The 23,918-nt window shown below is 38.1% G+C and carries 31 protein-coding genes and 2 pseudogenes; 2 read left to right on the top strand and 31 right to left on the bottom strand.

Annotation, left to right across the window (positions count from 1 at the left end):
• Positions 1–22 precede the first annotated feature (22 nt).
• The 16 genes and pseudogenes from DXC01_RS20695 to DXC01_RS15515 all read right to left on the bottom strand — a co-directional run bounded on the left by DXC01_RS20695 (position 23) and on the right by DXC01_RS15515 (position 11,709).
• A complete protein-coding gene (locus DXC01_RS20695; protein ID WP_227222901.1) occupies positions 23–322 on the bottom strand; it encodes a CD1845 family protein in 300 nt (99 codons plus the stop codon).
• A gap of 142 nt (positions 323–464) precedes the next feature.
• A pseudogene (locus DXC01_RS20690) lies at positions 465–635 on the bottom strand (helix-turn-helix transcriptional regulator); the annotation flags it as partial.
• Between the two features lie 118 nt (positions 636–753).
• Positions 754–2,130: a sensor histidine kinase gene (locus DXC01_RS15580; RefSeq protein ID WP_118699256.1), complete on the bottom strand. Its 1,377-nt coding sequence runs from the start codon at positions 2,128–2,130 to the stop codon at positions 754–756.
• Entirely contained in the window at positions 2,118–2,780 is a 663-nt protein-coding gene (locus DXC01_RS15575; RefSeq protein WP_072521435.1) for a response regulator transcription factor, read from the bottom strand. Before DXC01_RS15575 ends, DXC01_RS15580 begins: the two co-directional genes overlap by 13 nt.
• Before the next feature lie 14 nt (positions 2,781–2,794).
• Positions 2,795–3,535 (bottom strand): lantibiotic immunity ABC transporter MutG family permease subunit, encoded by a 741-nt coding sequence (locus tag DXC01_RS15570; RefSeq protein WP_005330844.1) that lies wholly within the window; start codon positions 3,533–3,535, stop codon positions 2,795–2,797.
• A gap of 1 nt (position 3,536) precedes the next feature.
• Positions 3,537–4,268, bottom strand: a complete 732-nt coding sequence (locus DXC01_RS15565; protein WP_004853398.1) for a lantibiotic immunity ABC transporter MutE/EpiE family permease subunit — start codon at positions 4,266–4,268, stop codon at positions 3,537–3,539.
• A complete protein-coding gene (locus DXC01_RS15560) occupies positions 4,261–4,974 on the bottom strand; it encodes a lantibiotic protection ABC transporter ATP-binding protein (protein ID WP_118699269.1) in 714 nt (237 codons plus the stop codon). The genes DXC01_RS15565 and DXC01_RS15560 overlap by 8 nt, the downstream gene beginning before the upstream one ends.
• Positions 4,975–5,056: 82 nt before the next feature.
• Positions 5,057–5,815 carry a class I SAM-dependent methyltransferase gene (locus DXC01_RS15555; RefSeq protein ID WP_243111635.1) on the bottom strand — a complete coding sequence of 253 codons (759 nt, stop codon included), beginning with the start codon at positions 5,813–5,815 and terminating at the stop codon, positions 5,057–5,059.
• A 23-nt stretch (positions 5,816–5,838) separates the two neighbouring features.
• Complete coding sequence (locus DXC01_RS15550; RefSeq protein ID WP_227222904.1) at positions 5,839–6,396, bottom strand: GNAT family N-acetyltransferase; 558 nt, start codon at positions 6,394–6,396, stop codon at positions 5,839–5,841.
• Positions 6,329–7,369 (bottom strand): ParB N-terminal domain-containing protein, encoded by a 1,041-nt coding sequence (locus DXC01_RS15545; RefSeq protein ID WP_227222905.1) that lies wholly within the window; start codon positions 7,367–7,369, stop codon positions 6,329–6,331. The genes DXC01_RS15550 and DXC01_RS15545 overlap by 68 nt, the downstream gene beginning before the upstream one ends.
• Positions 7,359–8,144 carry a ParA family protein gene (locus tag DXC01_RS15540; protein WP_118699254.1) on the bottom strand — a complete coding sequence of 262 codons (786 nt, stop codon included), beginning with the start codon at positions 8,142–8,144 and terminating at the stop codon, positions 7,359–7,361. Before DXC01_RS15540 ends, DXC01_RS15545 begins: the two co-directional genes overlap by 11 nt.
• A gap of 14 nt (positions 8,145–8,158) precedes the next feature.
• A complete protein-coding gene (locus DXC01_RS15535; RefSeq protein ID WP_118688389.1) occupies positions 8,159–8,479 on the bottom strand; it encodes a SymE family type I addiction module toxin in 321 nt (106 codons plus the stop codon).
• A 159-nt stretch (positions 8,480–8,638) separates the two neighbouring features.
• Positions 8,639–10,444 carry a recombinase family protein gene (locus DXC01_RS15530; RefSeq protein WP_118699253.1) on the bottom strand — a complete coding sequence of 602 codons (1,806 nt, stop codon included), beginning with the start codon at positions 10,442–10,444 and terminating at the stop codon, positions 8,639–8,641.
• 70 nt (positions 10,445–10,514) lie between these two features.
• Entirely contained in the window at positions 10,515–10,664 is a 150-nt protein-coding gene (locus tag DXC01_RS20685; protein WP_004613393.1) for an SHOCT domain-containing protein, read from the bottom strand.
• A gap of 384 nt (positions 10,665–11,048) precedes the next feature.
• Positions 11,049–11,285 carry a helix-turn-helix domain-containing protein gene (locus DXC01_RS15520; protein ID WP_038292684.1) on the bottom strand — a complete coding sequence of 79 codons (237 nt, stop codon included), beginning with the start codon at positions 11,283–11,285 and terminating at the stop codon, positions 11,049–11,051.
• Positions 11,269–11,709, bottom strand: a complete 441-nt coding sequence (locus tag DXC01_RS15515) for a sigma factor-like helix-turn-helix DNA-binding protein (RefSeq protein ID WP_002594762.1) — start codon at positions 11,707–11,709, stop codon at positions 11,269–11,271. Before DXC01_RS15515 ends, DXC01_RS15520 begins: the two co-directional genes overlap by 17 nt.
• Before the next feature lie 525 nt (positions 11,710–12,234).
• Here DXC01_RS15515 and DXC01_RS15510 point away from each other — a divergent pair.
• Positions 12,235–12,585, top strand: coding sequence for a helix-turn-helix domain-containing protein (locus DXC01_RS15510; RefSeq protein WP_002594763.1), 351 nt, complete (start codon positions 12,235–12,237; stop codon positions 12,583–12,585).
• A gap of 93 nt (positions 12,586–12,678) precedes the next feature.
• Here the strand turns inward: DXC01_RS15510 and DXC01_RS15505 are convergent, their stop codons facing one another.
• Positions 12,679–13,014 carry a hypothetical protein gene (locus DXC01_RS15505; RefSeq protein WP_002594764.1) on the bottom strand — a complete coding sequence of 112 codons (336 nt, stop codon included), beginning with the start codon at positions 13,012–13,014 and terminating at the stop codon, positions 12,679–12,681.
• Positions 13,015–13,185: 171 nt separating this feature from the next.
• Between DXC01_RS15505 and DXC01_RS15500 the strand changes: the two genes are divergently transcribed.
• Positions 13,186–13,443 carry a helix-turn-helix domain-containing protein gene (locus DXC01_RS15500; RefSeq protein WP_038292687.1) on the top strand — a complete coding sequence of 86 codons (258 nt, stop codon included), beginning with the start codon at positions 13,186–13,188 and terminating at the stop codon, positions 13,441–13,443.
• A 19-nt stretch (positions 13,444–13,462) separates the two neighbouring features.
• Here the strand turns inward: DXC01_RS15500 and DXC01_RS15495 are convergent, their stop codons facing one another.
• The 14 genes and pseudogenes from DXC01_RS15495 to DXC01_RS15430 all read right to left on the bottom strand — a co-directional run bounded on the left by DXC01_RS15495 (position 13,463) and on the right by DXC01_RS15430 (position 23,818).
• Positions 13,463–13,885 carry a winged helix-turn-helix domain-containing protein gene (locus DXC01_RS15495; RefSeq protein WP_118699252.1) on the bottom strand — a complete coding sequence of 141 codons (423 nt, stop codon included), beginning with the start codon at positions 13,883–13,885 and terminating at the stop codon, positions 13,463–13,465.
• 102 nt (positions 13,886–13,987) lie between these two features.
• On the bottom strand, positions 13,988–14,449 hold the full coding sequence (locus tag DXC01_RS15490) for a hypothetical protein (RefSeq protein WP_110102444.1): 462 nt from the start codon (positions 14,447–14,449) through the stop codon (positions 13,988–13,990).
• Positions 14,450–14,456: 7 nt separating this feature from the next.
• A complete protein-coding gene (locus DXC01_RS15485) occupies positions 14,457–15,236 on the bottom strand; it encodes an ABC transporter permease (RefSeq protein ID WP_117844629.1) in 780 nt (259 codons plus the stop codon).
• Between the two features lie 2 nt (positions 15,237–15,238).
• Complete coding sequence (locus DXC01_RS15480; protein ID WP_117844631.1) at positions 15,239–16,024, bottom strand: ABC transporter permease; 786 nt, start codon at positions 16,022–16,024, stop codon at positions 15,239–15,241.
• On the bottom strand, positions 16,017–16,943 hold the full coding sequence (locus DXC01_RS15475) for an ABC transporter ATP-binding protein (RefSeq protein WP_015524607.1): 927 nt from the start codon (positions 16,941–16,943) through the stop codon (positions 16,017–16,019). The genes DXC01_RS15480 and DXC01_RS15475 overlap by 8 nt, the downstream gene beginning before the upstream one ends.
• A gap of 135 nt (positions 16,944–17,078) precedes the next feature.
• Complete coding sequence (locus DXC01_RS15470; protein WP_002594770.1) at positions 17,079–17,996, bottom strand: sensor histidine kinase; 918 nt, start codon at positions 17,994–17,996, stop codon at positions 17,079–17,081.
• Positions 17,997–18,001: 5 nt separating this feature from the next.
• Complete coding sequence (locus DXC01_RS15465) at positions 18,002–18,694, bottom strand: response regulator transcription factor (protein ID WP_002594771.1); 693 nt, start codon at positions 18,692–18,694, stop codon at positions 18,002–18,004.
• A 43-nt stretch (positions 18,695–18,737) separates the two neighbouring features.
• A pseudogene (locus DXC01_RS15460) lies at positions 18,738–18,874 on the bottom strand (DNA-binding protein).
• Between the two features lie 332 nt (positions 18,875–19,206).
• Positions 19,207–19,545, bottom strand: a complete 339-nt coding sequence (locus tag DXC01_RS15455; protein WP_080633535.1) for a winged helix-turn-helix domain-containing protein — start codon at positions 19,543–19,545, stop codon at positions 19,207–19,209.
• 223 nt (positions 19,546–19,768) lie between these two features.
• Entirely contained in the window at positions 19,769–20,473 is a 705-nt protein-coding gene (locus tag DXC01_RS15450; RefSeq protein ID WP_118699251.1) for a M15 family metallopeptidase, read from the bottom strand.
• Positions 20,474–21,685, bottom strand: coding sequence for an ABC transporter permease (locus DXC01_RS15445; RefSeq protein ID WP_118699250.1), 1,212 nt, complete (start codon positions 21,683–21,685; stop codon positions 20,474–20,476).
• Positions 21,672–22,559 carry an ABC transporter ATP-binding protein gene (locus DXC01_RS15440; protein WP_002594774.1) on the bottom strand — a complete coding sequence of 296 codons (888 nt, stop codon included), beginning with the start codon at positions 22,557–22,559 and terminating at the stop codon, positions 21,672–21,674. The genes DXC01_RS15445 and DXC01_RS15440 overlap by 14 nt, the downstream gene beginning before the upstream one ends.
• Positions 22,543–23,304 (bottom strand): hypothetical protein, encoded by a 762-nt coding sequence (locus DXC01_RS15435; RefSeq protein ID WP_118699249.1) that lies wholly within the window; start codon positions 23,302–23,304, stop codon positions 22,543–22,545. The genes DXC01_RS15440 and DXC01_RS15435 overlap by 17 nt, the downstream gene beginning before the upstream one ends.
• Positions 23,273–23,818, bottom strand: a complete 546-nt coding sequence (locus DXC01_RS15430; protein WP_002594776.1) for an RNA polymerase sigma factor — start codon at positions 23,816–23,818, stop codon at positions 23,273–23,275. Before DXC01_RS15430 ends, DXC01_RS15435 begins: the two co-directional genes overlap by 32 nt.
• Positions 23,819–23,918: the final 100 nt, after the last annotated feature.

Here is a 23,918-nt window from a genome sequence, read left to right as displayed (position 1 = left end):
ATTCCAAATTTATTCACATCATTTACCCATACATCCAATCCTGGATCGCAAATTTCAAATCCTGCACCTTACCCAACAGCCAGATCGCCGCAAGCGGCAATCCCATCGGGCTAATCAAAAAAGCTATAACCAACAAAATCACACCATTCTGCGGGGAATAGGTAATAATCACAGCCGCGCCAAGCAGAGCAATTACCGTGCTTAGTAGACCAAGCACCAGACTGGATATGTAGATCAGCCCCGTGCAGAGCCAAACAAAAAGCGTCAACACCAAAATGACTGGTGCAGTTATGACCAAAATGACTGGTGCAGTTATGATCATCAGCAGACATTTCAAAAGGTATACTAATCAGCCCTAAAATACCAATAGTTAAAAATACAATACTATAATTTCTATCTTTTTTGAAAGGAGTTTTATTGTTATCAATTTTTTCAACAACGTCTCCTGACTTTAACATTTCATCAACTGGAATATCAAATTTCTCACTTATTAGAATAAGTGTATTAATATTTGGAACAGAGACTCCCATTTCCCAGTTAGAAATAGTCTGCCTGGAAACATTGAGGTCTTCAGCAACCTGTTCCTGTGTAAGTTTCTTTATAGTACGAGCATTTTTAATTTTATCAGCTATCATAATTCTGTATACCTCCTTTCTTCCATGAGATTACAGCAAACGTAGTAGTAACGTCTATCAAAAGGCTTTTAGATAAAAGCATGTAAAATTTCTTTTACATAGCTTAATTGCAGTCTATTTAGCTTGTTTCTTGACTACTCAGGAAAAATATTTCTACCCTCGCCCCACCTGTATTTTCAGAATTTGAAAGTTTAATACCTCCACCATATTTTTCAGCCACAGTTTTTGCAAAAAATAGTCCCATCCCATAATGGGCTTCGCCATTTCTACTTGTGTCATCCATAAAAAACTGCTCTGTGCCATGCAATAATGCTTCTTTTGTAAATCCTGATCCACTATCTTCCACAATGAATGTCAGCTGACCATCCTGCTCCTTTGCACCAATATAGATGATTTCCTTTTCTTTCGTATGCTCCACTGCATTCTGAATCACATTCATTACAGCCCGAAACATTGGATCATAAGCAATCGTTACCTTTTTATCACTTTGCTGTGCCTTCCAGTTTATTTTCTGATGGCAGATTTCTGCCAGCCCGAGTGCCTGTTCCTTTATATCTGCGAAAAAATCTTCTAACCTCACCGTTGTATAGGTAACATCACTGCAATTCCATGATTTTGTGACATCTATCAACTGTTTTACATAACTTTGTATCTGTGTTGTGCCGTTCAAAACATAAGTGATATTATTCTTCTGTTCTGTGGTCAGTTCAGTCTCTGAAAGTAGTTCTGCATTTCCCCGTACAATCGTAAGAGGTGTTTTAATATCATGCGCCAAAGCAGACATCTGTTGTTTCTTTTCCTGCTCTGTTTTCCACTGCTTTTCTAAAGATTCTCGCAATGCATCTCGCATATCATCGATTGCCGATAAACAGTCATCAAACTCTTTGATACCGGAACAGGATGTCTCATATTCCAGATTTTGATCCTTTATTTGTCTGATTGCGTCTAATACAGGCTGCATCTGCTTTTTGATTCTTTTTCCAAAACGTATGGACGGAATGATGATAATCGCTACCGCTCCAATCACTGACATAATACTCATCACATTCTGTGGTCCTATAAAATGCTCCCTCAAAAAAGCTGAATGATATTGAGGTGTCAGGCGATATTGCAATACAACATATTCATTTTCCCTTACAATTACTTTATAAAAATATTTCCCGGATGCGTTTCCGTACTTTGCAACATTCCATGCTATCTGTTCGTATTGTTCTGACAGATCTCCACCTATTTTCTCTCCATTCTCTGAAAAGATTACATAATCACAAAGTGCAGGAATCATCTCAGCAGTTACTTTATCCGCACGTAAAATCGTATCATATGCTTCATTAATCTTTTGCTCTGCATAATTCGCCGGATAGATACAGCCCACACTAATCAAAAGGTACAGCAGCAGCCAAGCAACAATCACCAAACCTACTAATGATCCAAGCATGACCAGTACATATCTCATAAAAATCCAGCTGAGTGCATTGCTTCTCTTTACTCTTCCCATTTATATCCAATCCCCCAGACTGTTTTTATCGGTGTATAATCATAATCCGCAAATTTTGCTCTTATATTTTTGATATGCGTGATAATGGTACTGTCATTACTCTCACTGTCAAAACCAAAGACCTCTTCTAAAATCTGTTCTTTCGAGAAAACCTGTCCCCTGTTTTTAGCCAGGAATTCACAAATTTCGTACTCCGCTTTCGTAAGAGGAAGTTCTTTATCATCAACCAATAGTTTCTTTTGAGATATTTGAATACAGACCCTCCCCAAAACCATCCGGACAGAATGTTCCCTGTGCTCTCTTCTAAGATGTGCATGAATCCTTGCCCGAAGTTCCATCACTCCAAATGGCTTTGAAATATAATCATCTGCTCCCAACGAAAGTCCGTTCACCAGACTTTTTTCCTCCGTTTTTGCGGTAAGAAACAAAATCGGACAATCCACAAGTGCCCTGATTCTTTTGCATAATTCAAAGCCGTCCATTCCAGGCATCATAATGTCAAGTAAAATCAGGTCATAACGATGTAATTCTTCCATATTAAGTTTCAGCGGATTACTTACTTTGGTAACCAGATGTCCATCCTTATTCAAAATGCTTTCTATCATTTCCAAAATTGCCGGTTCATCATCAACTGCCAGTATTTTTGCCATAGTTTCCCTCGATTCTATTCCGATATTCTGTTTCCTTCCCAGTGGTTTACCCACCAAAAATAGTATACCATACTAATCCCTGTAAATATTAAGCAACCTGGTATGAATGACAACCATTCACCTACACTAGTTTCTCCCAATACAGATTGCAGATAAGTATATGGTACTCTACCCGTCCAGCAGACAAATACATATTTCCACACATAATCTCCAAGTCCGGTAAGCATCAATGCACTAATTAGTCCTGATATAATCCCTGCTCCAATGGATACCCCTTTTCCAAACTGAAAAGCCAGAATCAGCTGCCACAGATAAAGTGGAACACTGCTTCCCCACAGCAGCAATGCTGCAAATATGCATCCTTTCATGATTTCGATATCGCTTGATGCGATTCTTCCAAATCCAATTCCGAATATGATTGCTGTCAATAGGATAGAGCACAGACACAAAACCAGTAGCATCAACAGTTTCGATAAAAATGCTGCAGGTTTATCCGGTAAAGACAACAGATTTTGAAAATCACCTGCATTTTGTTCCTGTTCCATCACACTTGCTGTAAAAATTCCAATAAGTACCGGAAGTCCTGCTCCTATTGCCTGATAAAATGCAATCACTTTCATATTTTCATTCCATGGTGAAAAAAAGTAATATATTAAAAATATAACGCTGGTTATAATCGGAATCAGTAAGTGTGCCAGAATCACAGATGTTCCTTTCATCTTTCGCAAGTCTGCATTAAGAGATCTTCCAATCATCTTATTTCACCTCTCTTCTCTCAAACCATTTCAAAAACAGAACCGTTACAAAAACAAACCAGATGATTGAGAGACACATTCCCGGAACAATGACTCCCGTATCCAAAAGAGGATTCCCTGCTTCTGCGGCAAGTCCATTTGGTAAAACATGAAGCAACGGACACATCATTCGCATAGGGATTGCAGAAACAAGTACATACCAGATTCTGGTTTGTGATATTACCACACCGCTAACGGTAATAAATAGGCAGACGAACAGGTTTACAATCATTCCAAATCGTTCACTTAAAAATAAAGCTACCGGAATCTCCCATAACTCAGAAACCGTCAGAAACAATACTGCAATCAACGCTCCTCCAACTGGAACATGTGTCGTTAGAAGAAAGCCTCCAAGCGTTGCTCCTGCAAACACAATCACATTAGAAAACAAAATCATGTACCCAATATAAATAATTTTCCCCAGCAACAATTTTCTTCTGTCTGTGGGAATAGTCATTAAATGATAGTATTTTATCTTTTTCTCCTGCGCCACAGAAAGATAACAAAATAGAGCAATCATCCCCGGCAGCAAAAGTGTATACCACCAGTTCCAAACACTTTCTGCATAAGCATTTGTCATCCCAAGAGTAAATATAAATGCCATGACAAATGTAAGAAGAGGAAATCCCCAGATAAACTTTTTTCGCATGGTTCTTTTGGCTTTTTGATGTTCTGCTTTTATAATATTAACCATGGATTTCACCTGCTTTCTGGTTTTTTCTCACCACATTCATAAACAAATCTTCAAGATTATCTCCCTGCTTTAATGCTCCTTCGTATCCTAAGATTCCACCTGAAATAATCCCGACTTTATCTGCAAGTAACTGTACCTCTGAGAGAATATGACTGGAGAGAATTACAGTGATTCCCTGTTCCGGAAAAGACCGGATCAGCTCTCGTAATTCCTCGATTCCTATTGGATCTAATCCATTCGTAGGTTCATCCAATATCAAAAGTTCCGGTTCTCCAAGCAATGCCATTGCAATGCCTAGTCTTTGCTTCATTCCCAAAGAAAACTGTCCTGCTTTCTTCTTTCCGGTGTTTGTAAGTGATACAATCTGCAAGACCTCATCAATTCTGTTTTCATCTGTACCAAGCAATAATTGTCTTACCTTCAAATTCTCTCTGGCGGAAAGATTTTCATAAATAGGCGGATTTTCAATTAACGCTCCTATTTTTGATAAATCTTTCCTATCCAAAAGTTTTCCATCAAAGTAAATCTTGCCTGCAGTTGGTTTCATCATACCGGTCAGCATTTTCAATATGGTAGATTTACCAGCACCATTCGGTCCAAGCAGTCCATAAATCTGTCCCTTTTCTATATTAAGTGAAACATTATTTACCGCTTTCTGTTTTCTAAAATATTTACATAGATTTTGTGTCTGCAACATCATTTTCATCTTTACCATTCATCCTTCCTTCTATATTTCATTTCTTACTGAAATATAATCTATCAGGAAAAAATAAAGATTTGATGAAGATTTATTCTCGTATGGAATAAACCATCAATTGAATATCATTATCAGAACTCGGCTTTCCACTGAAATCAGCAAAACTGTTACAAATACGAAGTCCCAGTTTACCGAATATCTCCGTGATTTCATGCAAACTATATAACCTTATAGGATTTCCTTCTTTTATTTCAGGCTTATAAAATGCTTCTCCATACATATAGTCTACCTGCCCATATATCAGTGTTTTTCTTTCCTTCTCCCATTCAAAAGCAGATAATGTAAGTCCCTTTTCTCCTGCATCCCATAACTTACACGGGAAATGTGTTTCTGCATAGCTTCCATTCATGATATCCATAAAGTGCTTTCCACCTTTTTTTAATGCTTTCGCAATGACAGAAAAAATCTTATGATTTTCCCCATCGTCTTCAAGATATCCTATTGCTCCATCCGCCATATTCAGCACAACATCAAATTCCTTATCAAATGTGATCGTGCGAATGTCCTGACAAATGAACTTTGCATTCAAATTTTCTTTTTTTGCCTGCTCGTTTGCATAATCTATGTACGCCGGTGTAATATCAATACCGGTAACATCATACCCACGTCTGGCAAACTCCAGTGAGTGCCGACCAAATCCACATGCAAGATCAAGTATTTTTTCCGTTCCTTTTAAATGTAACTGCTTGATTAGAAAATCTACTTGTCTGTTGGTGTCTCCTACCCATGACATATTCTGAATATCCAGCGTCCAATTTTTCTGATACCAGTCTTTTTCCATTGCTTTCATCTAAATTTACCTCCTGCTTTTCATCATTCAAAAATCTGTCCCGGAAGTTTTTTCTTCTCCATATACGGGAGCTCTCTATCAAATGCCTCTGCTTCCTTTTCATTTACCAGATAACCTGCTGGTGTTGCATATTCACCTGTTATGCCATCCAGATAACCCGAAATCAGTTCTTTACATAAAAAGAATGAAGCATTATCCCTTTCTTCCAGACCATGGTAACGAATACCAAATTCACTTGCCTGTTTAAATCCGCTTTTCCCATAAAAATCAATATTTCCTTCAAAGCATACTGCTCCGCATCCAAGCTCTTTTGCTTTTTCTAAAGAATAATCCAGTAAAATCTTTCCATACCCTTTCCTTTTAAGCTCCGGTGCAATACAGATCGGTCCCATAGTCATAATGGGAATACTTCTGCCATCATCGGCTACAATCACAGCCTTCATAAACATATTCTGTCCAATCAGATGTCCATCTAATGTCATAACAAAATCCAACTCTGAAACAAATGCCGGATCATTGCGAAGCTGATGGAGTACATAATGTTCCAGGCAGTCTGGTCGATACCCCTGCCTCCTTCCCAAAATACCCTTCCAATGCCTTCTCCATAATCTCCTGCACTGCTCCGGCATCCATCTGCCCAAAATACCTCTCATACAATTCCACCGGCAGCTTCACAGACACACTCTGCGGCTTCTTCTGTTCTTTACCCGCCAGCACACTCTCAATTCCTTCTTTTGTAATCTCCTTTCCCATCTTTCGCAGTTCCACTGCCTGCTTCGGTTTCAGTTTCTTTCCCTCAGCCTCTGCTACCTGCTGGATCAGCTTCTGCATCTTCACATTCAGATAAGACAGATCCACAGCAGCTACCATTGCCAGCGTCCCCTTATCCACAGCATCTTTAAACTCCGGAATCAGCCGGTCCAGCCGCATGTATCTGGCAATATTCCTTCCAGTCATTCCATATTCCTCACCAAGCCCATCACGGCTTTTCTGTGACTTGTGGACATCATGTCCACAGGTTCTCTTTCTGGACTTGTGGACATCGTGTCCACAGGTTTCTTCCAGAGCCTCAATCTCCTGCCGGATATCATTCCGTTTCCCCTGACTGCTTATCTTCTCGTAACGTGCCACCAGCACTGCTGCCTTCTCTGACGGAAGCAGTTCCGCAAAAGATCTCTGCAACAGGTTTGTCTCGATTACATATACGTAGGCATCCTCATCAGACAGATCTGTCTTCACTATCGCCGGCACTTCTGTCAATCCTGCTATCTTTGCCGCATTGGTTCTGTTATGCCCTGCAAGCATTTCATAACCCCTTGCAGCCTTCCTCACGATCACCGGATTCAGCACACCATGATCCTTGATGCTCTGTACCATATCTTCCAGGCGGTCTCCCTCATACAGCCGGAATGGATGATCATGAAACGGATGGATTTCCTCAACAGGAATAGAAACAATCCCGTTCACAGGCACTGGCGTATCCTTCACCGGATCCTCAGCAAGAAGATCCAGTGCGTCCTGAAATACTTTTCTTTTTGGCGCATTAGCTTTCATCCCCAGTCACCTCCTCTGCCAGATTCCGATATGCTTTACAAGCCTTATTCTCCGGTGCATACTCCAGAAGCGGCTCACTGTAATAAATTGATTCTCCCACCTTTACTGTATTCGGTATGATGCTCTTGAAAATCCGGATCTGTCCATCAAAAGTTTCCGTCAGCTGTTCTGTGATTACCTTACAGAGATTTGTTCTGGCATCACACATAGTCAGCAGGATCCCTGCAATCTGCAGGCGGTCATTCAGTCTGCTTCTGACTTTCTTCACTGTCCGGATAAAATCCTGCAATCCCATCATTGCCAGAAGCTGCGGATTGACGGCAATAATCACCTCATCAGCCGCCGTCAGTGCGTTAATCGTCAATGTTCCGAGTGATGGACAGGTATCTACAATAATATAGTCATACAGCCCTCTCAGCGGCTCCAGAATGCCGGCCAGCATCTTCTCTGAACCCATTTCCATCCGCAGCTTACTGTCCACTGCTGAAAGCATCATGGATGATGGAATAAAGTCCACACCATTTCTGCTCTGAATAAACTCTGACGGATCCGGCATTTCCTCATCTTCCAGCCGATTCATCATCAGATGTCCAATCGTCACCGGCACAGCCGCAGAATCTTCTATTCCGAAGCAGGTTGTCAGATTTGCCTGGCTGTCAAAATCAACAGCCAGAACCCTTTTTCCCATCTCAGCCAGTGAATAAGCCAGGTTCCAGGAGCTGGCAGTCTTGCCAACTCCCCCTTTAAATGATCCGCACATAATAATCCTTTCCATACATACTCCCCCTCTCATGCTTTCTTTCCATAACAGCCGGCACTCTGCTCCGCCACATATTTTGCAGTAATTTCTTCTTTTTCATTCTGGTATCTGATTTTCAGTTTCTTAATCTCTTCATCCATAAATGCTGTTTTTGCTTCCTGCTCCTGTGCTTTATTCACATCCGGTGTGATAATCAGCTGACCATTTTCACATTTCACCTGCACATAATCCCCAAGATGAAATCCCAGTTCCTCCAGCCACTTTCCTTTTAATGTAATTGCCGGAACCGTCTCATATTTATAACCGCTCTGTCCACAAACCTTCATGTTTCTTACATTTTTCTTTGCCATAGAATTGACTCCTTTCAGACTTGACTAATAGATTTTTAGATAAAAAGAAAAAGCCGCTGACACGTTATCTTCTAACGCATCAACAGCTTCTGTCTTGCTTTGTTTCAGTGTATTATTCGGTTTTATTTAGGCTCTTTACCATCTTTAATACGGTAATAATCATCCATATCCACGCTGAGTTTTACCGTGGTATCTGGTTTTCGGTTGCTCAAGAGGCACACAGTCTCGACGTGTGTTGTCACTAACATAGGAACACACATCCTTTACCTCGTCTACGATATGGGAACACATTTCTTTCGCTTTTTCTACTGCTTTTGATTTCTTCCCAAATCGTTCTTTTGCGTTTCCAATTTCATTTTTGAATCCTGTTTTATATACGAAAATGATTTTATAGGGATCTTTCTCTCCATTTTCATCGTAACCACCGACAATAACTTTTTCGATGATACTTTCAAATATTCCTCTGTCAAATTCTTCTAAAATCTGATTTTTTGACAATGCTTTTCTAAAATCTGCCAGTCTTCTTTGCAAGCTGCCTTCATTGTCATATTGTTGTTCCAACATACTTAACTGTGTTTTTGCTTCAGACAATTTCTTTTCATACCCCACATCTGTTTCCTCATAAATGTCTTTAGCCACAACACCCTCTAAATAGTTTTCCAGCAACTTTTTTCTCTTATATTGAATATTATAAACACTTCTATTGAGTTTTTCAATTTTATCTTCTATCGAGTCCTCTGATAAAGTTTTCTCGACTCTCTTAATAAATTCTTCCAACACATCTTTATGATCTGTACATAACATACGGTAAGATTCAATAAAAGCATCTTCTATAACCTGCTCTGGAATTCCTTTACTATCTGGACAAAACCTTTTACCATGTTTTGTTGATTCTACACATTGCCAAATAGTTTTTGTATATTTCGAACTGCTATGCCACCTTCTCCTTGATAAATTCGCACCGCAAAATCCACATTCAAGCATACAACTAAAAGCATATTGTCTACTGAATTTTTCTCGTTTTCCAGGTGCTACTCCCTTTTTGCGTCCTCCATTACGGCGTTCCCGTATCTCCTGAGCTCTTGCAAATTTTTCTTCTGATATAATCGGTTCATGATGATTTTTGATATAAAACCGATCTTCTTCTCCAAGATTTTCCAGCCTTCTTTTTGATATCGGATCTACGGTAAAGGTTTTTCCTAATAAAATATCACCTTTGTATTTTTCATTATTAATAATTCCCATTACACTGGAAGAAGTCCACGGATTCCCTTTAATAGTTGGAATCCCCTGTTCATTCAGTTCCCTTGCAATCATCGTACTTCCAGCACCTGCAACATATCTGTCAAATATGTATCTGACCGTTTCCGCACCTTCTTCGTTAATAGACAGCGACTTTGTTACTACATCGTAATCATATCCAAGGCATCCCTGAAAACCAACAAGTTCTCCACGTTTCATCTTCATTTTCAAACCTTTTTTTACATATGCAGATGTATTTTCCACTTCCTGCTGTGCAACAGAACTTAAAATAGTCAGTAAAAATTCTCCATCTTTTAAGGTATTAATTTTTTCGACTTCAAAATATACCGCTATATTTCTCTCTCTTAACATTCTTACATATTTTAATGTATCTAATGTATTTCGTGCAAATCTAGGAATACTTTTGGCAATCACTAAATCAATATTACCAGAAAGGCATTCCTGAATCAGTAATTGGAATTCTTCTCTTTTATCTGTTTTCGTGCCTGTAATTGCTTTATCAGCAAAAACTCCTGCAAAAACCCATTGCTTATTACTCTTTATCAAGTCCGTGTAATATCTGACCATTGAATTATAACTTTTAATCTGATCTTCATCATCAGTACTAACACGACAATATGCGGCAACTCTTAATCTATCAATCTTTCTTCCCGTAGAAGTATCCTCACCAGCACCCTTCGCCTTAATGATTTCAACTTCCATTTCACCGCCCCTTTCTTTTTGTGTTCCTACCGTAGTGTTGATATAATCTTACAACGCAACACTCCGATAGTCAAGCGGTAATATTAGAAATAACACCATAATCTTTTTTTAACTTTTTCTCTACCAGCTGATACTCTGCTTCACTTATAAGTTTTAACGAGCGTAATTGTTTCAACATTGACAGCTGCATACTGTATCTCAACAATTTTGCACTATTCATTTTCCCTCTCTATTCTTTCTCATCTACTTTTATTCAAAAATCCTGCAGTAGCTGTCGGGTAACAGCCTCATTGGTATTTCACCATCTTCTCAGACCGGGCAGCTTTCCCGGAAGTATCATTAACAAAAACAGTATCTTCGCTACAAAAATCCCACTTTCTGATCACAGTCAAATATTTATCGCTCATGCCTTTGCTTCCATATCATTTTGATACCATTTCCACTTTGCGTCACGATGTCGCAAAGCAATAATGCAGACAGTCCTGGCGTATCTACTGTATAGCTCCTCTGTTTCATTCGTCCTGCAGGATAAATATGAAATTTTCAAGGTACAATGATTGCTCTTTTTATATCAATTTACGAAAGGGAGTCGTTCAGATAAAAATTATGCAATCTTAAATTTCAGTATTTTAGTAATCAATTTTGTTTCAAGTCTGCGTCTCAATGTTTCATCCACACAATAATGTAAATTTCCGTATTCATCATATAATTTTCTGGTTGATAACACTGCAATATAACCTTCATAATGTTTCAAAATCCTGTTAATTGCTTCCACATCTCCGGACGCTGCCGACACAATAATATGATACGGTAGTAACTTTGTATTATTTCTTTTTTCCAGTCCTGATCTCCTCCATAATCTTTTTTAAAGCTATAAGGGAACTTGTACGATGATGATGAATGGTACTTCTTACAAGATTCATATATTTTGCAATTTCTGTATCTGTCATATCCAGAAAAAAAGATAATAAAATTACATTTCGCTTCTTTTCCGGCAAAGACTTTAATGCTTCACCAATCAACTCATCTTTTACTTCTATGTCATAATCAAAGACATGGAACATTTCTGATTCAACTATGTAATCATCCATGATTTCCAGTTGTCGTAGTTCCTTCTGCGTTAATTCCGAAAAAGAAATTTCATATTTTAAACGATAATTTCTTTCTCTCTCATAATCTATCATTTCATTCTTCAACAGGGTTTTGCAGAAACTGTCAAACTGTTTCCTTATTCTTGACTGCTGTTCGGAAGAAGATTTCTTCATAAGAGATCACCTCCTTCCGTAACCACCTGAAGCAGAGTGAAATATCTCCCTTTCACTCCATAGCACGAATGGATATATATCCAGCGTCGAACACCCGACACTGTTTTTAAAAAATATTTTTTTATATAAAAAACGCCCTTACAGGCCGATACCCATAGGACGTTGTTTATATCTGATATTAAATTTTCCCCACATGTCTCGAGTGGGTATAATGCACTCTCAACTGCATAACTATTTACATTACTTAAAATGCAACTTATTTATCTGCCTTTCCACGCATTACGCAGGATTGGCTTTGATTAGCACCAAAAAATCCTTTCAACAGTTCAGAATACATAGCTCTCCCAAACATGTTCAAAGGATAAAAACACGAAAAAAAGCCTTTGAACATTGCGTTTTTTTATATGCAATATCCAAAGTTTCTTACCTTTTCTAAAAGTGCATGATACCCCTCTAATATAGTGATTTATTAGTGCATTTTCTTTCTCTAAAGTGAAATATACACTATACATGGAGGTGTATGATATGGCTAAATCTAAGAAAATTGATAAAGACATGGGTTTTCGCCTGAAGAAAGCCAGATTAGACCAAAAGCTGACTTATGATGAGCTATCCGAAAAATCCGGTGTTTCATCAAGATATATTAAAGAGATTGAAAATCATGGCAATGTTCCAAGTCTTGAAAAACTCGGACAGCTCATTCGTGCTTTACACATCTCTGCCGATCCATTTTTTTATCCAGCGGCTCTGAACGATAATCTGGATTACCAAAGGCTGTTGATCTATCTTTCAGAATGTACTCCCGATCAGATAACCACCATCCTTGCACTTGTGGAAGCCTATCTTCGTACATATAAAACCCATGAAACAGAATAGCAGAAAGATTTCTATTTTTTCTGGATTATTTCTGAATAATTCTGGATAAAACAGGGTGGTCAGCTTGTCTGTAAGCCTTCCACCCCGTTTGAACTATTTTTCAGTATGCATAAGCAGTTCTTTTACTTTATTTCTTTTTTTCAAAATTCCCAATCCTTCAAATATCTGTATCGTATCTATCATTCCCTGATAATACGCTCTTTGTTCTTCTTGAAAATGGGCATGATCCACAATATCCATATATTTTTCCAAAAGCTCCCTCTGTTCTCCTGAAATCTCTGCCAGCAACTTCTCATATTCCTGATTTGCCTTTTTTAATTCTTTAGCTGCATTTTTCGCTTCTTTCGTACAAACGGAATACTCACGCTCTCCTGCTTCGCTACGAAGCTCCTCCAATACCTCTGCCACCATTTCAAATACTTCGTTCATTTTTGTATCCACCTTTCCATATAAGTATTGCATTTTGCAGGCAGTATTATCAGTCCTTGCATTATTTTCAACAACTTTATTCTCTTATACTTCATCTTTAGAAGTATATTATCAATAATATTCCGTAAAATCAATCATGTAACACTTCATCTTTAGAAAGTTGGTGTTTGAATGAAGATTTACTGGAATCAGGAAAGTAATTCCAAGAACCTTATCGGACAACGTGTAAAAGCCCTACGAATCGAAAAACATATGTCGCAAAAAGCATTAGCCGAACAACTACAACTGGCCGGATATGAATTCAGTGACCTTACCGTACTTCGTATCGAACAAGGAACACGTTTTGTACCGGATTATGAAGTCGTTGCTCTTGCAGAATTTTTTCATGTATCTTGTGAATATCTCTTGGGTGTTAAAAAGGAAAAATAAGCAGTGATCTGGAATATTTTCACAGACCACTGCTTAAATTTTTGTTAAAGCGATACCCAACTCCCCATACTGTTTGTATGTAAATCGGTTTACTTGGGTTATCTTCTATTTTCTCACGTAGATTACGGATATGGCTCATGACGATGTTATAATCGCCGGAATAGGATTCCTTCCAGACAATATCATAAATCTGCTCCTTGCTAAACACTCTACCTAGATTGTTGGCTAACAGATAGAGGATTTCAAATTCTGTAAATGTCAAATCTATTTCCTGTTTCTGCTTTCTTGCCAAACGATTTATATTATCTATTTCTAATCCATTAAAACTCAAATTTGTTTTTGCATTTTCAATTACTTGAAATGCTCTTGCTCCCGTATTGACACAGGATATTATATGATTCAGGATTTCTTCCTCACTATCTTCAAATGTCAGTATTAACATTTTCCCATGTAATCACCTACTTTATTTTTTATGCATAAACTTTTAACTAAAACAAATCTGCCGTACTGTGACATTTTTCTTTTACCATCACACAGCTAAAGATTATTCAATATTCAATTCAATGTTTCCAGTAAATTCCTCACACTCAATGCCGACATAATTTCCACCATCAGGAAGCGTAATTGTGTCACTATAAGTTCCGGTTGTTTCAAGCAAAGTGACTACTTCATCAGCTCCAGAAATCCAAAATACTTTTGCAGTTCCCTCCGCAACCTCCAAAGTGCAATCAATAGACAAATCCTTACCAGCTTCTCGCTTTATAGAAGTTCCTCCAAACAAATACTCTGAATCTGAAAAATTCTCATAATCAGCCGTATAAGTTCCCGTATAATCATCAATCCCTTTTTCTTTTGTTCCTTCCAAAGATAACTTTCCTGTAAGCTCTATGACTCCAGCCGACTGAACGATATTATTATAATGATTGAGAATTTCATCTTTTGAACAGCCAGAAATCATAAAACTTCCCAAAAGGACAAATGCCAATGCTAAAACTATTTTCTTAATAAAATCATCACCAGCCTTTCTTTGGTGCTACCTTTTTGGCCTTTTTCTTTGTTTGGGTTGCTTCTCGCTCTTTCATGCACAAAATCAAGATGGCAGAAATAACGACAGCAAGCACAAGACTGCAAGAACAGCTTCCGATATTCCAGTTGACTGCAGTATCATAGCTGCGGTAGCCTACCATTCCAAGACTTGCGGTAATCGGATAAAGGTTTGCTAATGTCATATTTCCTGCGGCAAACATCCCTCCATATCCATAGACAAAAGCAATGATTACACCGACTAAAAAGCTACCTGTCCTCCGACAAGTAAGAGCGATAATCGGCAGAACCGCAAGATATAAAAAGAAATTAACCGCAGTAATCTGCAAGGCTGCTTTTAGAGCTAAGGAAATCTCAAAGCCTGGAAATCCCACAATCATTTCCGCTATGATTGTAAACAAGCTGCATATCAGCCCGAAAGTAATAGACAATACGCCGCACACAATCAATTTTCCGGTCAGCAGCTTCTTAAAAGAAATCGGCACAGTCAGAATATTTTTCAGTGTGTCATCCGTCTGCTCACGAGAAATCATATATCCAGCAATTAGGCTGATACACATCGGAAAAATCATGGACATATTGTTTTTGATGACCTGTTCTGTAAGATAGGCGAAATCCCAAACGGAACCATCATTCGCCATAGAGGTAAACAAGGTCAGCAGGACGGATAGGAGCATGAGTGCAACGCCCGCCCAAAGGATATGATACCTTTTCAATTTATAAAATTCTGTTTTTACAATGCGAACCATGTTTATTCCCCCCTCTGCTTATATAATCTGTCAATCAGTAAGAACGAAACGAATGCCATGATTCCAAGAATGAATACAACTTGAAATGTTGAAGGAATTAGCCCTGTCATTTGCTCCAAGTCCATTTTTATTCCATGAGCCGCCATATCTCCCGCACTCCAAAATGTAGTCAGTGGCGTGGGCAGAAGCCATAACATGGTTTTAGGCAGTGTGTCAAACAATGCCGTAGCACTCATGTTCAGAACGCTGTAAAAGACACACAGCAAAATGGAAAAAACATAGGTCTTACTGAAAAAGACAACAAGGACAATCAACGGGAGTGTTCCTGCTGTAATGAAGATCCCCGTTTCAACCGCCAAAAACAGCTTATAACCAATTCCATAAACTTCTAATGTTCCAATTCCGCAAAGAATTGTTGCAATAGTAGAAGCCACGCAAAAAACAATTCCAAAGATAAAAAGGACAATGATCTTTGCAAGTACCATTTGCGTGCTGGTTACTGGAATTGTACGCAAATTTTTGAATGTATCGTTGTCGCGTTCCATAAAAAACAGGATGGCGGCAATCACTCCGATAATGCAGGGCAGTAAAAACTGGATACCATATCCCAACACCATGTTAAATAGTCCATCGAAAGCATCTGCCCGATCCGTATATCGCTCCATCATAGAGGGCGTTATCATCAGATAAGTCAGCGGGATTGGAAACAGGAACGCAGCCAGAATAATCAGCGGAATAAATTTCTTCCGTTTCAATTTCAAAAATTCGCATTTGATTAGTTTAAGCAATTCCTTCGCCCCCTGTCACACGCTTGAAGTAATCTTCAAGACTTTCTTCACAGGTATGTGCTTCTGATACCTCCAATCCGTTTTCTACAAAAGCAGTTACAATTTTCCCCACAGGCAGCTCCATATTGTGTAGACGCAGATTGTGGTCGTCTTGTATGGAAAAATGGGTTTCATGGAAATTGCGTTCCAAAATTCTTGCCGCCTGTGCAGTATCAGAGATCGTAAACCGGATATGTTTACTGCTTTTTTGCTCCAACTCAGCAAGGCTTTCTTCTTCCAGCAGTGCACCGTGGTCAATAATTCCAATATCGTCAGCCAGCAAGGAAATCTCCGAAAGAATGTGACTGGAGATTAAAATGGTTTTTCCTCTTGCGTCACAAAGCTCACGGATAAAAGAGCGTACTTCTGCAATACCGATAGGGTCAAGCCCGTTGATAGGCTCGTCCAAAATTAAAAGTTCCGGATCGTGCATGACTGCAAGGGCAATCGCCAACCGCTGCTTCATACCAAGAGAGTATTGCGAAAACAGCTTTTTATCCTTGTAAGGAAGTCCGACTAAATCCAGAGCGTCTTTGATGGCATGGTTGTTTGGTACTCCACGCAGGGTAGCAAAGATACGCAGATTCTCCGTACCGGTCAGATTGGGATAAAAACCAGGGGACTCAATCAAACTTCCAATGCGGGGCAGCAATTTCTTTTCATTTCCCTGCAAAGACTTTCCCCAGATTTTGACCTCACCGGAAGTCGGCTTCGTTAGCCCCAACAGCATTTTCATGGTTGTGGTTTTTCCGGCTCCGTTTCTACCCAACAGACCATAAATTCTCCCACGCTTGACATGGATATTTAAGTCCGCCACACTCTTTTGTGAGCCGTATTGCTTTGTCAGATTTTTTGTTTCAATAATATAATTTGAATCCATATTCAAAACCTCCTGTTCTGTAAGGTATTCTATCACGCCAACCTTGCATTAACCTTGCCACAACCTTGCATTAACCTTGCAATTTGAAATCCGACAAAATAAACAAAAGTTCCCGTCACAAGGACGGGAACCCGCTTAAATCTCCAAGGGAAAACGCAAAGAAAATTCAGTTCCTTTTCCCGGTATACTTTCAACAGCTATGCTTCCGCCCATTTTTTCTACAAGTTGATGGACAATGGAAAGACCAAGACCGCTACCTTTCTCAGACCGACCTTTATCGCACTTATAAAGCCGTTCAAAAATGTGTTTCAAATCTTCTTTCTCAATTCCAACTCCATTATCTGCCAGCAGCAACTCCATGCTGTTTTCCTTCTTCGATAGGGAGATTTTAATTTTGTCCGCATGGCTATGAGCGATGACATTTTGAATGAGATTATTGATGATTCTCATATAGCTGTCTATATCCAATCTTACCCGGACAGGCTGTTCGGAAATATCAATGTCATAATCAACCTGTTTATCCTCAAAAATCGGTATCCAGTCAATCAGGATATTCCTTGTAAACTCTGCGGCCTCAATGCTCTGGATTTCCAAAGCAAACTCGTTGGAATTTAACTTGAACCAGTCAAAAAGCACATCAATATATTCTTTCAGATCGTGGGCTTTCCGGCGAGCAGTTTCAATATAATCATCCCGGTCTTTTCCCGTGACAATACCTTTGTGTGCAGCATCAAGATACCCGATCAGAGTGGTAAGAGGCGTCCGAACATCGTGAGAAAGGCTCGTCATAAGCTGGCGGTTGGTTTCTTCCGTCTGTCGCACAGCAGAAAGCCTGCTTTCATAAGCCACAACGATCTCATTGATTTCATAGGCAAGAGGGGCTGTTAGTTCATTTGTTGCAGACAAAATACGCCGATTGCCATTTCCATTTTTCACATCAACCAATGCATCGGTCATTTCTGCTATTTGTTTTTTTATACGCCGAACGAGAACGATGGAAGTCAATACAGCCACAACAGCAATCACAATGGACAAGAATACGATGATTTCCATGCTGACTACACCTCCTTGTTAAAGCGATAACCGATCCCTTTGACAGTTTGGATGTACTTTGGATTGGAGGGGTTGACTTCTAATTTTTTACGAAGCCGACTGATAATCGCCATAATGTTACTGTCATCATAGAAATATTCTTCACCCCATACTTCTTCATAAATCTGCTGCTTTGTTAAAATCCTTCCTTGATTTTTTACACAATAGAGCAGCAAATCAAATTCCTTTGGTGGAAGTTCAAAAGTGCCGTTTCCCGTAGTAACGGAACGATTTTCAAGGTCAATTTGTAATCCATCAAAATTCAGCTTTTGCACCGTTCCGGCTTGCTGATTAAAGCGAGTGTAACGGCGAATGAGGGACACAATACGGGCAATCAGCTCATCCATATCAAACGGCTTTGTCAGATAATCGTCCGCTCCGGCCCGTAACCCCCGCACCTTAGAAATGCTGTCATTTTTGGATGTGAACATTAAAATTGGCAAACTATGCTCTTTACGGATTTCTTCCAGTGTTTCAAACCCATCCATACCGGGCATCATCACATCCAGTATTACAAGCTGATATTCCTGCTCTTTTAATTTCTGCAAGCCCTCTTTTCCGGTATTACAAAAATCGGCTGCTATATTTTCCGTTTGTACGCTGCGCTTAATTAAGGCACACAGTTCTCTGTCATCATCTATAATCAAAATTCTATTCATGGTACAATTCTCTCCCTTGTTTTGTCCGACCATCCACAGGTTTTTATGCTGATTTTGGTATCAGCCAAACCATTCCCATCTTTACAGGTCCTGGAATACGTCCACCAGAGCAAAATAATTTATCCAACGAGGTGTTACTCCCCATTTTGCACTAGCTTCTTTTAATATCATATAATCCATATCAATTCCTCCGAATATTATTATAATTCGTTCTTTCGAATAATACAATCATATGCCTTCTACATTGGCACATCCTTCGGGAGTGCATGAAAGGATACTTAGCAAACACTTCCTATGTCATGACACAGACGAAATTTCCCACACTTTCCTAACATCTGTACGATTAAATTTCCATAGGAAAGTCTTCCTGCATTCTTCTGATTTTCTTCAATTTTCCGCTAGAATATCTTGACTTTTCACGCCGTCTGTATCATTAGTTAAATTTTTTCATGTATCTTGTGAATATCTCTTGGGTGTTAAAAAGGAAAAATAAGCAGTGATCTGGAATATTTTCACAGATCACTGCTTAAATTTTTATTAAAGCGATACCCAACTCCCCACACTGTCTGTATGTACATTGGTTTACTTGGATCATCTTCAATCTTTTTTCTAATATTTCTAATGTGGCTCATAACAATATTGTGATCGCCGGAATAAGGCTCTTTCCACACAATGTCATATATCTGTTCCTTACTAAATACTCTGCCCGGATTTCTTGCTAATAAATGCAGAATTTGAAACTCTACACTCGTAACTTTAACTTCTTTTTTTCCTCGATATAGTATTCGTCTTGAAACATCTATTTCCATTCCTTCAAAAACTAATTTTGTGCAAAAATTTTCTTTTATCATCTGCGTTTTATTTTCAAAACCATCTAAAACTGAAATAACTGCATTTAATAGTTCGTCCTCATTTTCCTCAAGAGAAAGTAATAATAACTTAGCTATAATCTGCCCTCCTTCGTCAATTACTTATAATATTCTTCTATGTATATTCCCCCGTCCATCTTTTCGTTTTTTAGTTTGGATTTTATTTTTGGAAATAGGTCAATATACCCATTCCATATAAGAAATTCTATTCCAGCGTTTCTATATATTCTTCCAAACAAATTCCTTGAGAGTATATTGCCGACGCAGCTTCTTTCCCGACGTATCTGTAATGCCAAGGTTCATTTATAACACCTGTTATATCCGTCTTATTTGAAGGATAACGCTTTATAAAACCATATGTATGAGCATTTTCCTCAAGCCAGTTATAAACATCATCTCTTGAACTTTTTGTAGTATCTGCGTTTATATCGACTGCAATACCAAGCTGATGTTCACTTGTTCCAGGAATTGCCACCCATTGCTCTGCAAGTTTTTTCGCTTCGGACTTCGATTTTCCCTCATTTTCATGTGCTTCTATTTTTTCGTTCATTAGTTGCTGCTGTTCTTCCTGTGTCCTATATCCCTCTCTAACAAACAAACCATATCCCTGCGCCCTTGCAGCATTAAACATTTCCTGCAACTCCGGGTAAATTCTGGAATCAACCTTTTTTCCATTTGATAATTCTGTAAGCTGTACTTCATAATCAGCAGGAATATAATTCTCACGATTTACAAGAATCAGATTCCAGCCATGATCTTCACTGGCCATATGGTGTGTTATATTTCCAAGAAAAGGCGTTGTTAAAGATGAATGAAGAACCTTTCCTGCCATCACACATAACATTACTGTAAATAACAGGATAAAAAGTTTTTTTACTTTAAATTTTTTTCGTCTTGCATATCGTTTCAATTATTTTATCTCCACCTTTTGGTATACCCTGTACAGTATCGGCTGAAAAATCAAGCATACCACTGCATATACAGGAACAATAACAGTTGCTATTGTGGTTACTTTACTTCCCAATGTTATAAGTCCAGCTTCTTTGATATCCAAATAAATTTCTAATAACTGGTCTGGAAAGAAAGAGCATAATCCAGGCAATGTAATAATTCTGCTTAAAAATGGAAATGCACATAGCACAATGAATGGTACAATAACGGCAGTTGGCGTAGAGTGTGTAAACGCTGATGCCAACATTCCGAGTGTAGCTGCAAATATCGTTCCTATATATCCACCCAGAACAATAAACAGATATGCCTGTAAAAAAGTAATATTATAAACACTTCTCCACAAATCCAACTGGATTGGACAGTTTGCACCGTCTGCACCTAATATAAAAAGTACAATAAACGTATATAGAAATACAAACATCAGATAAAATCCCGTAGCAATACAAAAACCTGCTCCTACCTTTGCGGAAATCCCCTTGCTTCTTCCAAATCGTGCAGAGAAAAAAATGGAATCTGCTTTTGTCTGAAATTCATCTGAAAATATCCCGGATACAAGAAAACCGATCACTAATGCCAGCATCAGAATAAAGGTTGATATATTTTGTAGTAATGCAGCCCAACCGTCCATATATTCATAGTAAAATGGAGTTTTCAGTTCTTTATATTTCTGAATCATAAAATCTTTTTCTGCCTGTGTAAATCTTTCTTCTCCAGATTCAAGCCAATTTTTTAAAGTAGAAATTCTTCTTTCATAGATTGTTCCAACTTCATCATCAGAAATCTGATCCGTTACATAATAATTATAATCTCTGTAATCGCTGAAAGCATAAATAATGACATCCATAATACCTGCTACGCCTTGCTTTTTTGCATATGCCTTATTTTGTTCTGTAATGTCATCCGACAATGCCTCTTTCGAACTGTTAATTGTCCTGTTCTCTTCCAATACCTTGCTTAATGTATCTGCTGTTAAATAACCTGCCCATTGGTTTTTGGCTTCTCTTAAATCTCTTGCAGCCGAAATTCCAACAGAAGAATTTCCATTTTCATCAACATACTCCACTCTGTTAATCGTTAATATACTGGTTATCGCAAGTATTACGAATAACACTATGACAGCAATTCTATTTTTTGATTTAGAAAACACTTTTTTAATTTCATAACGCAGCATTTTCATCACCTGCTTTCTCTCCAAAATAATATAAAAATACATCTTCCAGTGACGCTTCTACACGCATTGCATTCTCAACCGGTTTTTCGTGAGAAATAATTCGCAGCATAACCTGATTTATTTCTGATTTCATATTGGAAATTTTATATTTTTCCATAAAATCAGATACCCTGTTTTTCGGCACAAGACATTCCCATACTGTTTCTGTCATAGAATTTATCAGTTCGTCAATACTTCCTTTATGCAGAATTTCCCCGTCTTTCATCAACCAAATTTCATTCGCAATATACTCGATATCTGAAACGATATGTGTCGATAATAATACCAGTCTGTCTTCTGAAAGTTCGCTAATCAGATTGCGAAATCGGATTCTTTCATTTGGATCAAGTCCTGCTGTTGGTTCATCAAGTATTAAAATCTTAGGATTATTCAACATAGCCTGTGCAATTCCGGCTCTACGCTTCATACCACCAGATAATTTTTTCATTTTTTTATGAGCTACTTTTGAAAGACCAACCTTAGCAATCAACTCTTTCACACGTTTTTTTACGACAACAGGACGGATTCCTTTCAATGCAGCAATATAAAGTAAATAATCCTCTACCGTAAATTCAGGATAAAATCCAAAATCCTGTGGTAAATACCCCAACAGCTTGCGATATTCACTGTCCATGCTGAAAATATCTTTTCCATTACAGCATATCGTTCCGCTTGTTGGCTTTAAAAGGGTACACAACATTCTCATTAGAGTTGTTTTACCTGCTCCATTTACACCTAAAAGACCATATACCCCATTTGTCATAGTAAGATTTATATGATTGACTGCTGTAAAATCTCCAAATTCTTTTGTTAAACCATCAAGCTCTAATTTCATCAAATGACACCTCCAAATATTGATTACAATTCTTTAAAATACGATATATCGCAAAAGCAATAAAAAGTATTGTTACACCCAGCAGTGCTGACCAGATGGGAACAGTAACCATGATATATACATTTTCATTTAAAACAATAAAAAGCCATACTGCACTCCATATCACACACAGAACAATCGCAACTGTTTCACTGAAAGCGTGTTTACTGCATAAAATTCCAAAACAGATACAGGCCGTTACACAAAGCGGAAAAAGAAATTGGACAACTAATTCTGATAATTCATAATGCAAACCTGCTGAAGCGACTTCTAAAAATACAGTTATGAAAAAAATATCTGTAATACCAAATAACAGCATACGTGTAGCATATACCTGTTTTAATGAATAATAGGAAGCAGCTTCTATTTCCATACATTCACATGACCTGTTTTTCCACAGTTCCGGAATAATAAGGATTACAAATAGCGTGGCTACAACACCCATACTTCTTTTTAGATATATTTCATCATGAATAGAACTTAAAGCAATCCATAATGCCACTAAAATCATAAATTGAAGAACCCACCACCTTTTTTGTATCACACGAAGCTGTGTCCACAAAAAGTCATGATAAGAAAGCATTCGTTCTTGCTCTGCCATAAAAAAGGCATTTTTAGATTTACAAATTGTTTCCTGTATTTTTTCTTCGCTAGCTTCCACTTGTATGCTTTCCCTATATTTTTTTATCTTTTCTTTTTGATTCATCGAATTCCTCCTTCCCGAGAAGTTCCCTCAACTGTTTCCTTGCTTTTTGCAAACGATACTTTACCAGTGGAAGTCCAATTTGCAATGTATCAGAAATTTCTGTTAATTTTAGTTCTTGAAAATAATAAAGAGTAAGTACTTCTCTTGATTCATCTGGAAGTTGTTCTAAAACCTGTTCGATCAAAACTCTATTCAAAATTTGTTCTGTTTGATTTTCTTCCACAAGCTCAATTTCTTCCAGAAGCATTTCCTTTGTTTTCTTCAAATAATCTTTGCATAGGTTACCTGCTATCGTATATAAATAATTCAGTGTTTTCCCTTTATAATGATAGTCGGGTAATTTTGAAAAAAAACGTATAAAGGTTTCCTGCGTGAAATCCTCCGCATATGTTTGATCAAAACAATGATGATAACAGTAGCTTAAAATTTCTTGATAATACTTGTGGACAAACAAATCAAAAGCATTATCATCACCTTGCTTCATTTTTCTAATTAGTAGAAAATCATTATACACAAAATCCTCCTTTCTCATTATTAGAAGTTCAAAATATTTATTCCGTTCTATAAGGCATAACGATTGAGATATGCAAAAAGATAGTCCAAATAAAAATTTT

This window comes from Blautia sp. OM07-19, from assembly GCF_003481595.1.
Classification (GTDB): domain Bacteria; phylum Bacillota; class Clostridia; order Lachnospirales; family Lachnospiraceae; genus Blautia_A; species Blautia_A intestinihominis.
The sequence above is the reverse complement of the archived record's forward strand: the minus strand, read 5'-3'. Positions and strand labels throughout refer to the sequence as shown.

Bases quoted from the DNA above. Each gene is read 5' to 3' on its own strand.
- DXC01_RS15575 (WP_072521435.1), bottom strand. From the start codon at position 2,780: ATGGCAAAAATACTGGCAGTTGATGATGAACCGGCAATTTTGGAAATG.
- DXC01_RS15535 (WP_118688389.1), bottom strand. From the start codon at position 8,479: ATGGCAAAGAAAAATGTAAGAAACATGAAGGTTTGTGGACAGAGCGGT.
- DXC01_RS15465 (WP_002594771.1), bottom strand. From the start codon at position 18,694: ATGAATAGAATTTTGATTATAGATGATGACAGAGAACTGTGTGCCTTA.
- DXC01_RS15485 (WP_117844629.1), bottom strand. From the start codon at position 15,236: ATGGTTCGCATTGTAAAAACAGAATTTTATAAATTGAAAAGGTATCAT.
- DXC01_RS15470 (WP_002594770.1), bottom strand. From the start codon at position 17,996: ATGGAAATCATCGTATTCTTGTCCATTGTGATTGCTGTTGTGGCTGTA.
- DXC01_RS15515 (WP_002594762.1), bottom strand. From the start codon at position 11,709: ATGAAGAAATCTTCTTCCGAACAGCAGTCAAGAATAAGGAAACAGTTT.
- DXC01_RS15505 (WP_002594764.1), bottom strand. From the start codon at position 13,014: ATGAACGAAGTATTTGAAATGGTGGCAGAGGTATTGGAGGAGCTTCGT.
- DXC01_RS15555 (WP_243111635.1), bottom strand. From the start codon at position 5,815: ATGAAAGCAATGGAAAAAGACTGGTATCAGAAAAATTGGACGCTGGAT.
- DXC01_RS15530 (WP_118699253.1), bottom strand. From the start codon at position 10,444: ATGGAAGTTGAAATCATTAAGGCGAAGGGTGCTGGTGAGGATACTTCT.
- DXC01_RS15495 (WP_118699252.1), bottom strand. From the start codon at position 13,885: ATGTTAATACTGACATTTGAAGATAGTGAGGAAGAAATCCTGAATCAT.
- DXC01_RS15500 (WP_038292687.1), top strand. From the start codon at position 13,186: ATGAAGATTTACTGGAATCAGGAAAGTAATTCCAAGAACCTTATCGGA.
- DXC01_RS15475 (WP_015524607.1), bottom strand. From the start codon at position 16,943: ATGGATTCAAATTATATTATTGAAACAAAAAATCTGACAAAGCAATAC.
- DXC01_RS15545 (WP_227222905.1), bottom strand. From the start codon at position 7,369: ATGAAAGCTAATGCGCCAAAAAGAAAAGTATTTCAGGACGCACTGGAT.
- DXC01_RS15570 (WP_005330844.1), bottom strand. From the start codon at position 3,535: ATGATTGGAAGATCTCTTAATGCAGACTTGCGAAAGATGAAAGGAACA.
- DXC01_RS15435 (WP_118699249.1), bottom strand. From the start codon at position 23,304: ATGAATCAAAAAGAAAAGATAAAAAAATATAGGGAAAGCATACAAGTG.
- DXC01_RS20695 (WP_227222901.1), bottom strand. From the start codon at position 322: ATGATCATAACTGCACCAGTCATTTTGGTCATAACTGCACCAGTCATT.
- DXC01_RS15440 (WP_002594774.1), bottom strand. From the start codon at position 22,559: ATGAAATTAGAGCTTGATGGTTTAACAAAAGAATTTGGAGATTTTACA.
- DXC01_RS15580 (WP_118699256.1), bottom strand. From the start codon at position 2,130: ATGGGAAGAGTAAAGAGAAGCAATGCACTCAGCTGGATTTTTATGAGA.
- DXC01_RS15510 (WP_002594763.1), top strand. From the start codon at position 12,235: ATGGCTAAATCTAAGAAAATTGATAAAGACATGGGTTTTCGCCTGAAG.
- DXC01_RS20685 (WP_004613393.1), bottom strand. From the start codon at position 10,664: ATGAATAGTGCAAAATTGTTGAGATACAGTATGCAGCTGTCAATGTTG.
- DXC01_RS15560 (WP_118699269.1), bottom strand. From the start codon at position 4,974: ATGAAAATGATGTTGCAGACACAAAATCTATGTAAATATTTTAGAAAA.
- DXC01_RS15565 (WP_004853398.1), bottom strand. From the start codon at position 4,268: ATGGTTAATATTATAAAAGCAGAACATCAAAAAGCCAAAAGAACCATG.
- DXC01_RS15455 (WP_080633535.1), bottom strand. From the start codon at position 19,545: ATGATAAAAGAAAATTTTTGCACAAAATTAGTTTTTGAAGGAATGGAA.
- DXC01_RS15445 (WP_118699250.1), bottom strand. From the start codon at position 21,685: ATGCTGCGTTATGAAATTAAAAAAGTGTTTTCTAAATCAAAAAATAGA.
- DXC01_RS15540 (WP_118699254.1), bottom strand. From the start codon at position 8,144: ATGGAAAGGATTATTATGTGCGGATCATTTAAAGGGGGAGTTGGCAAG.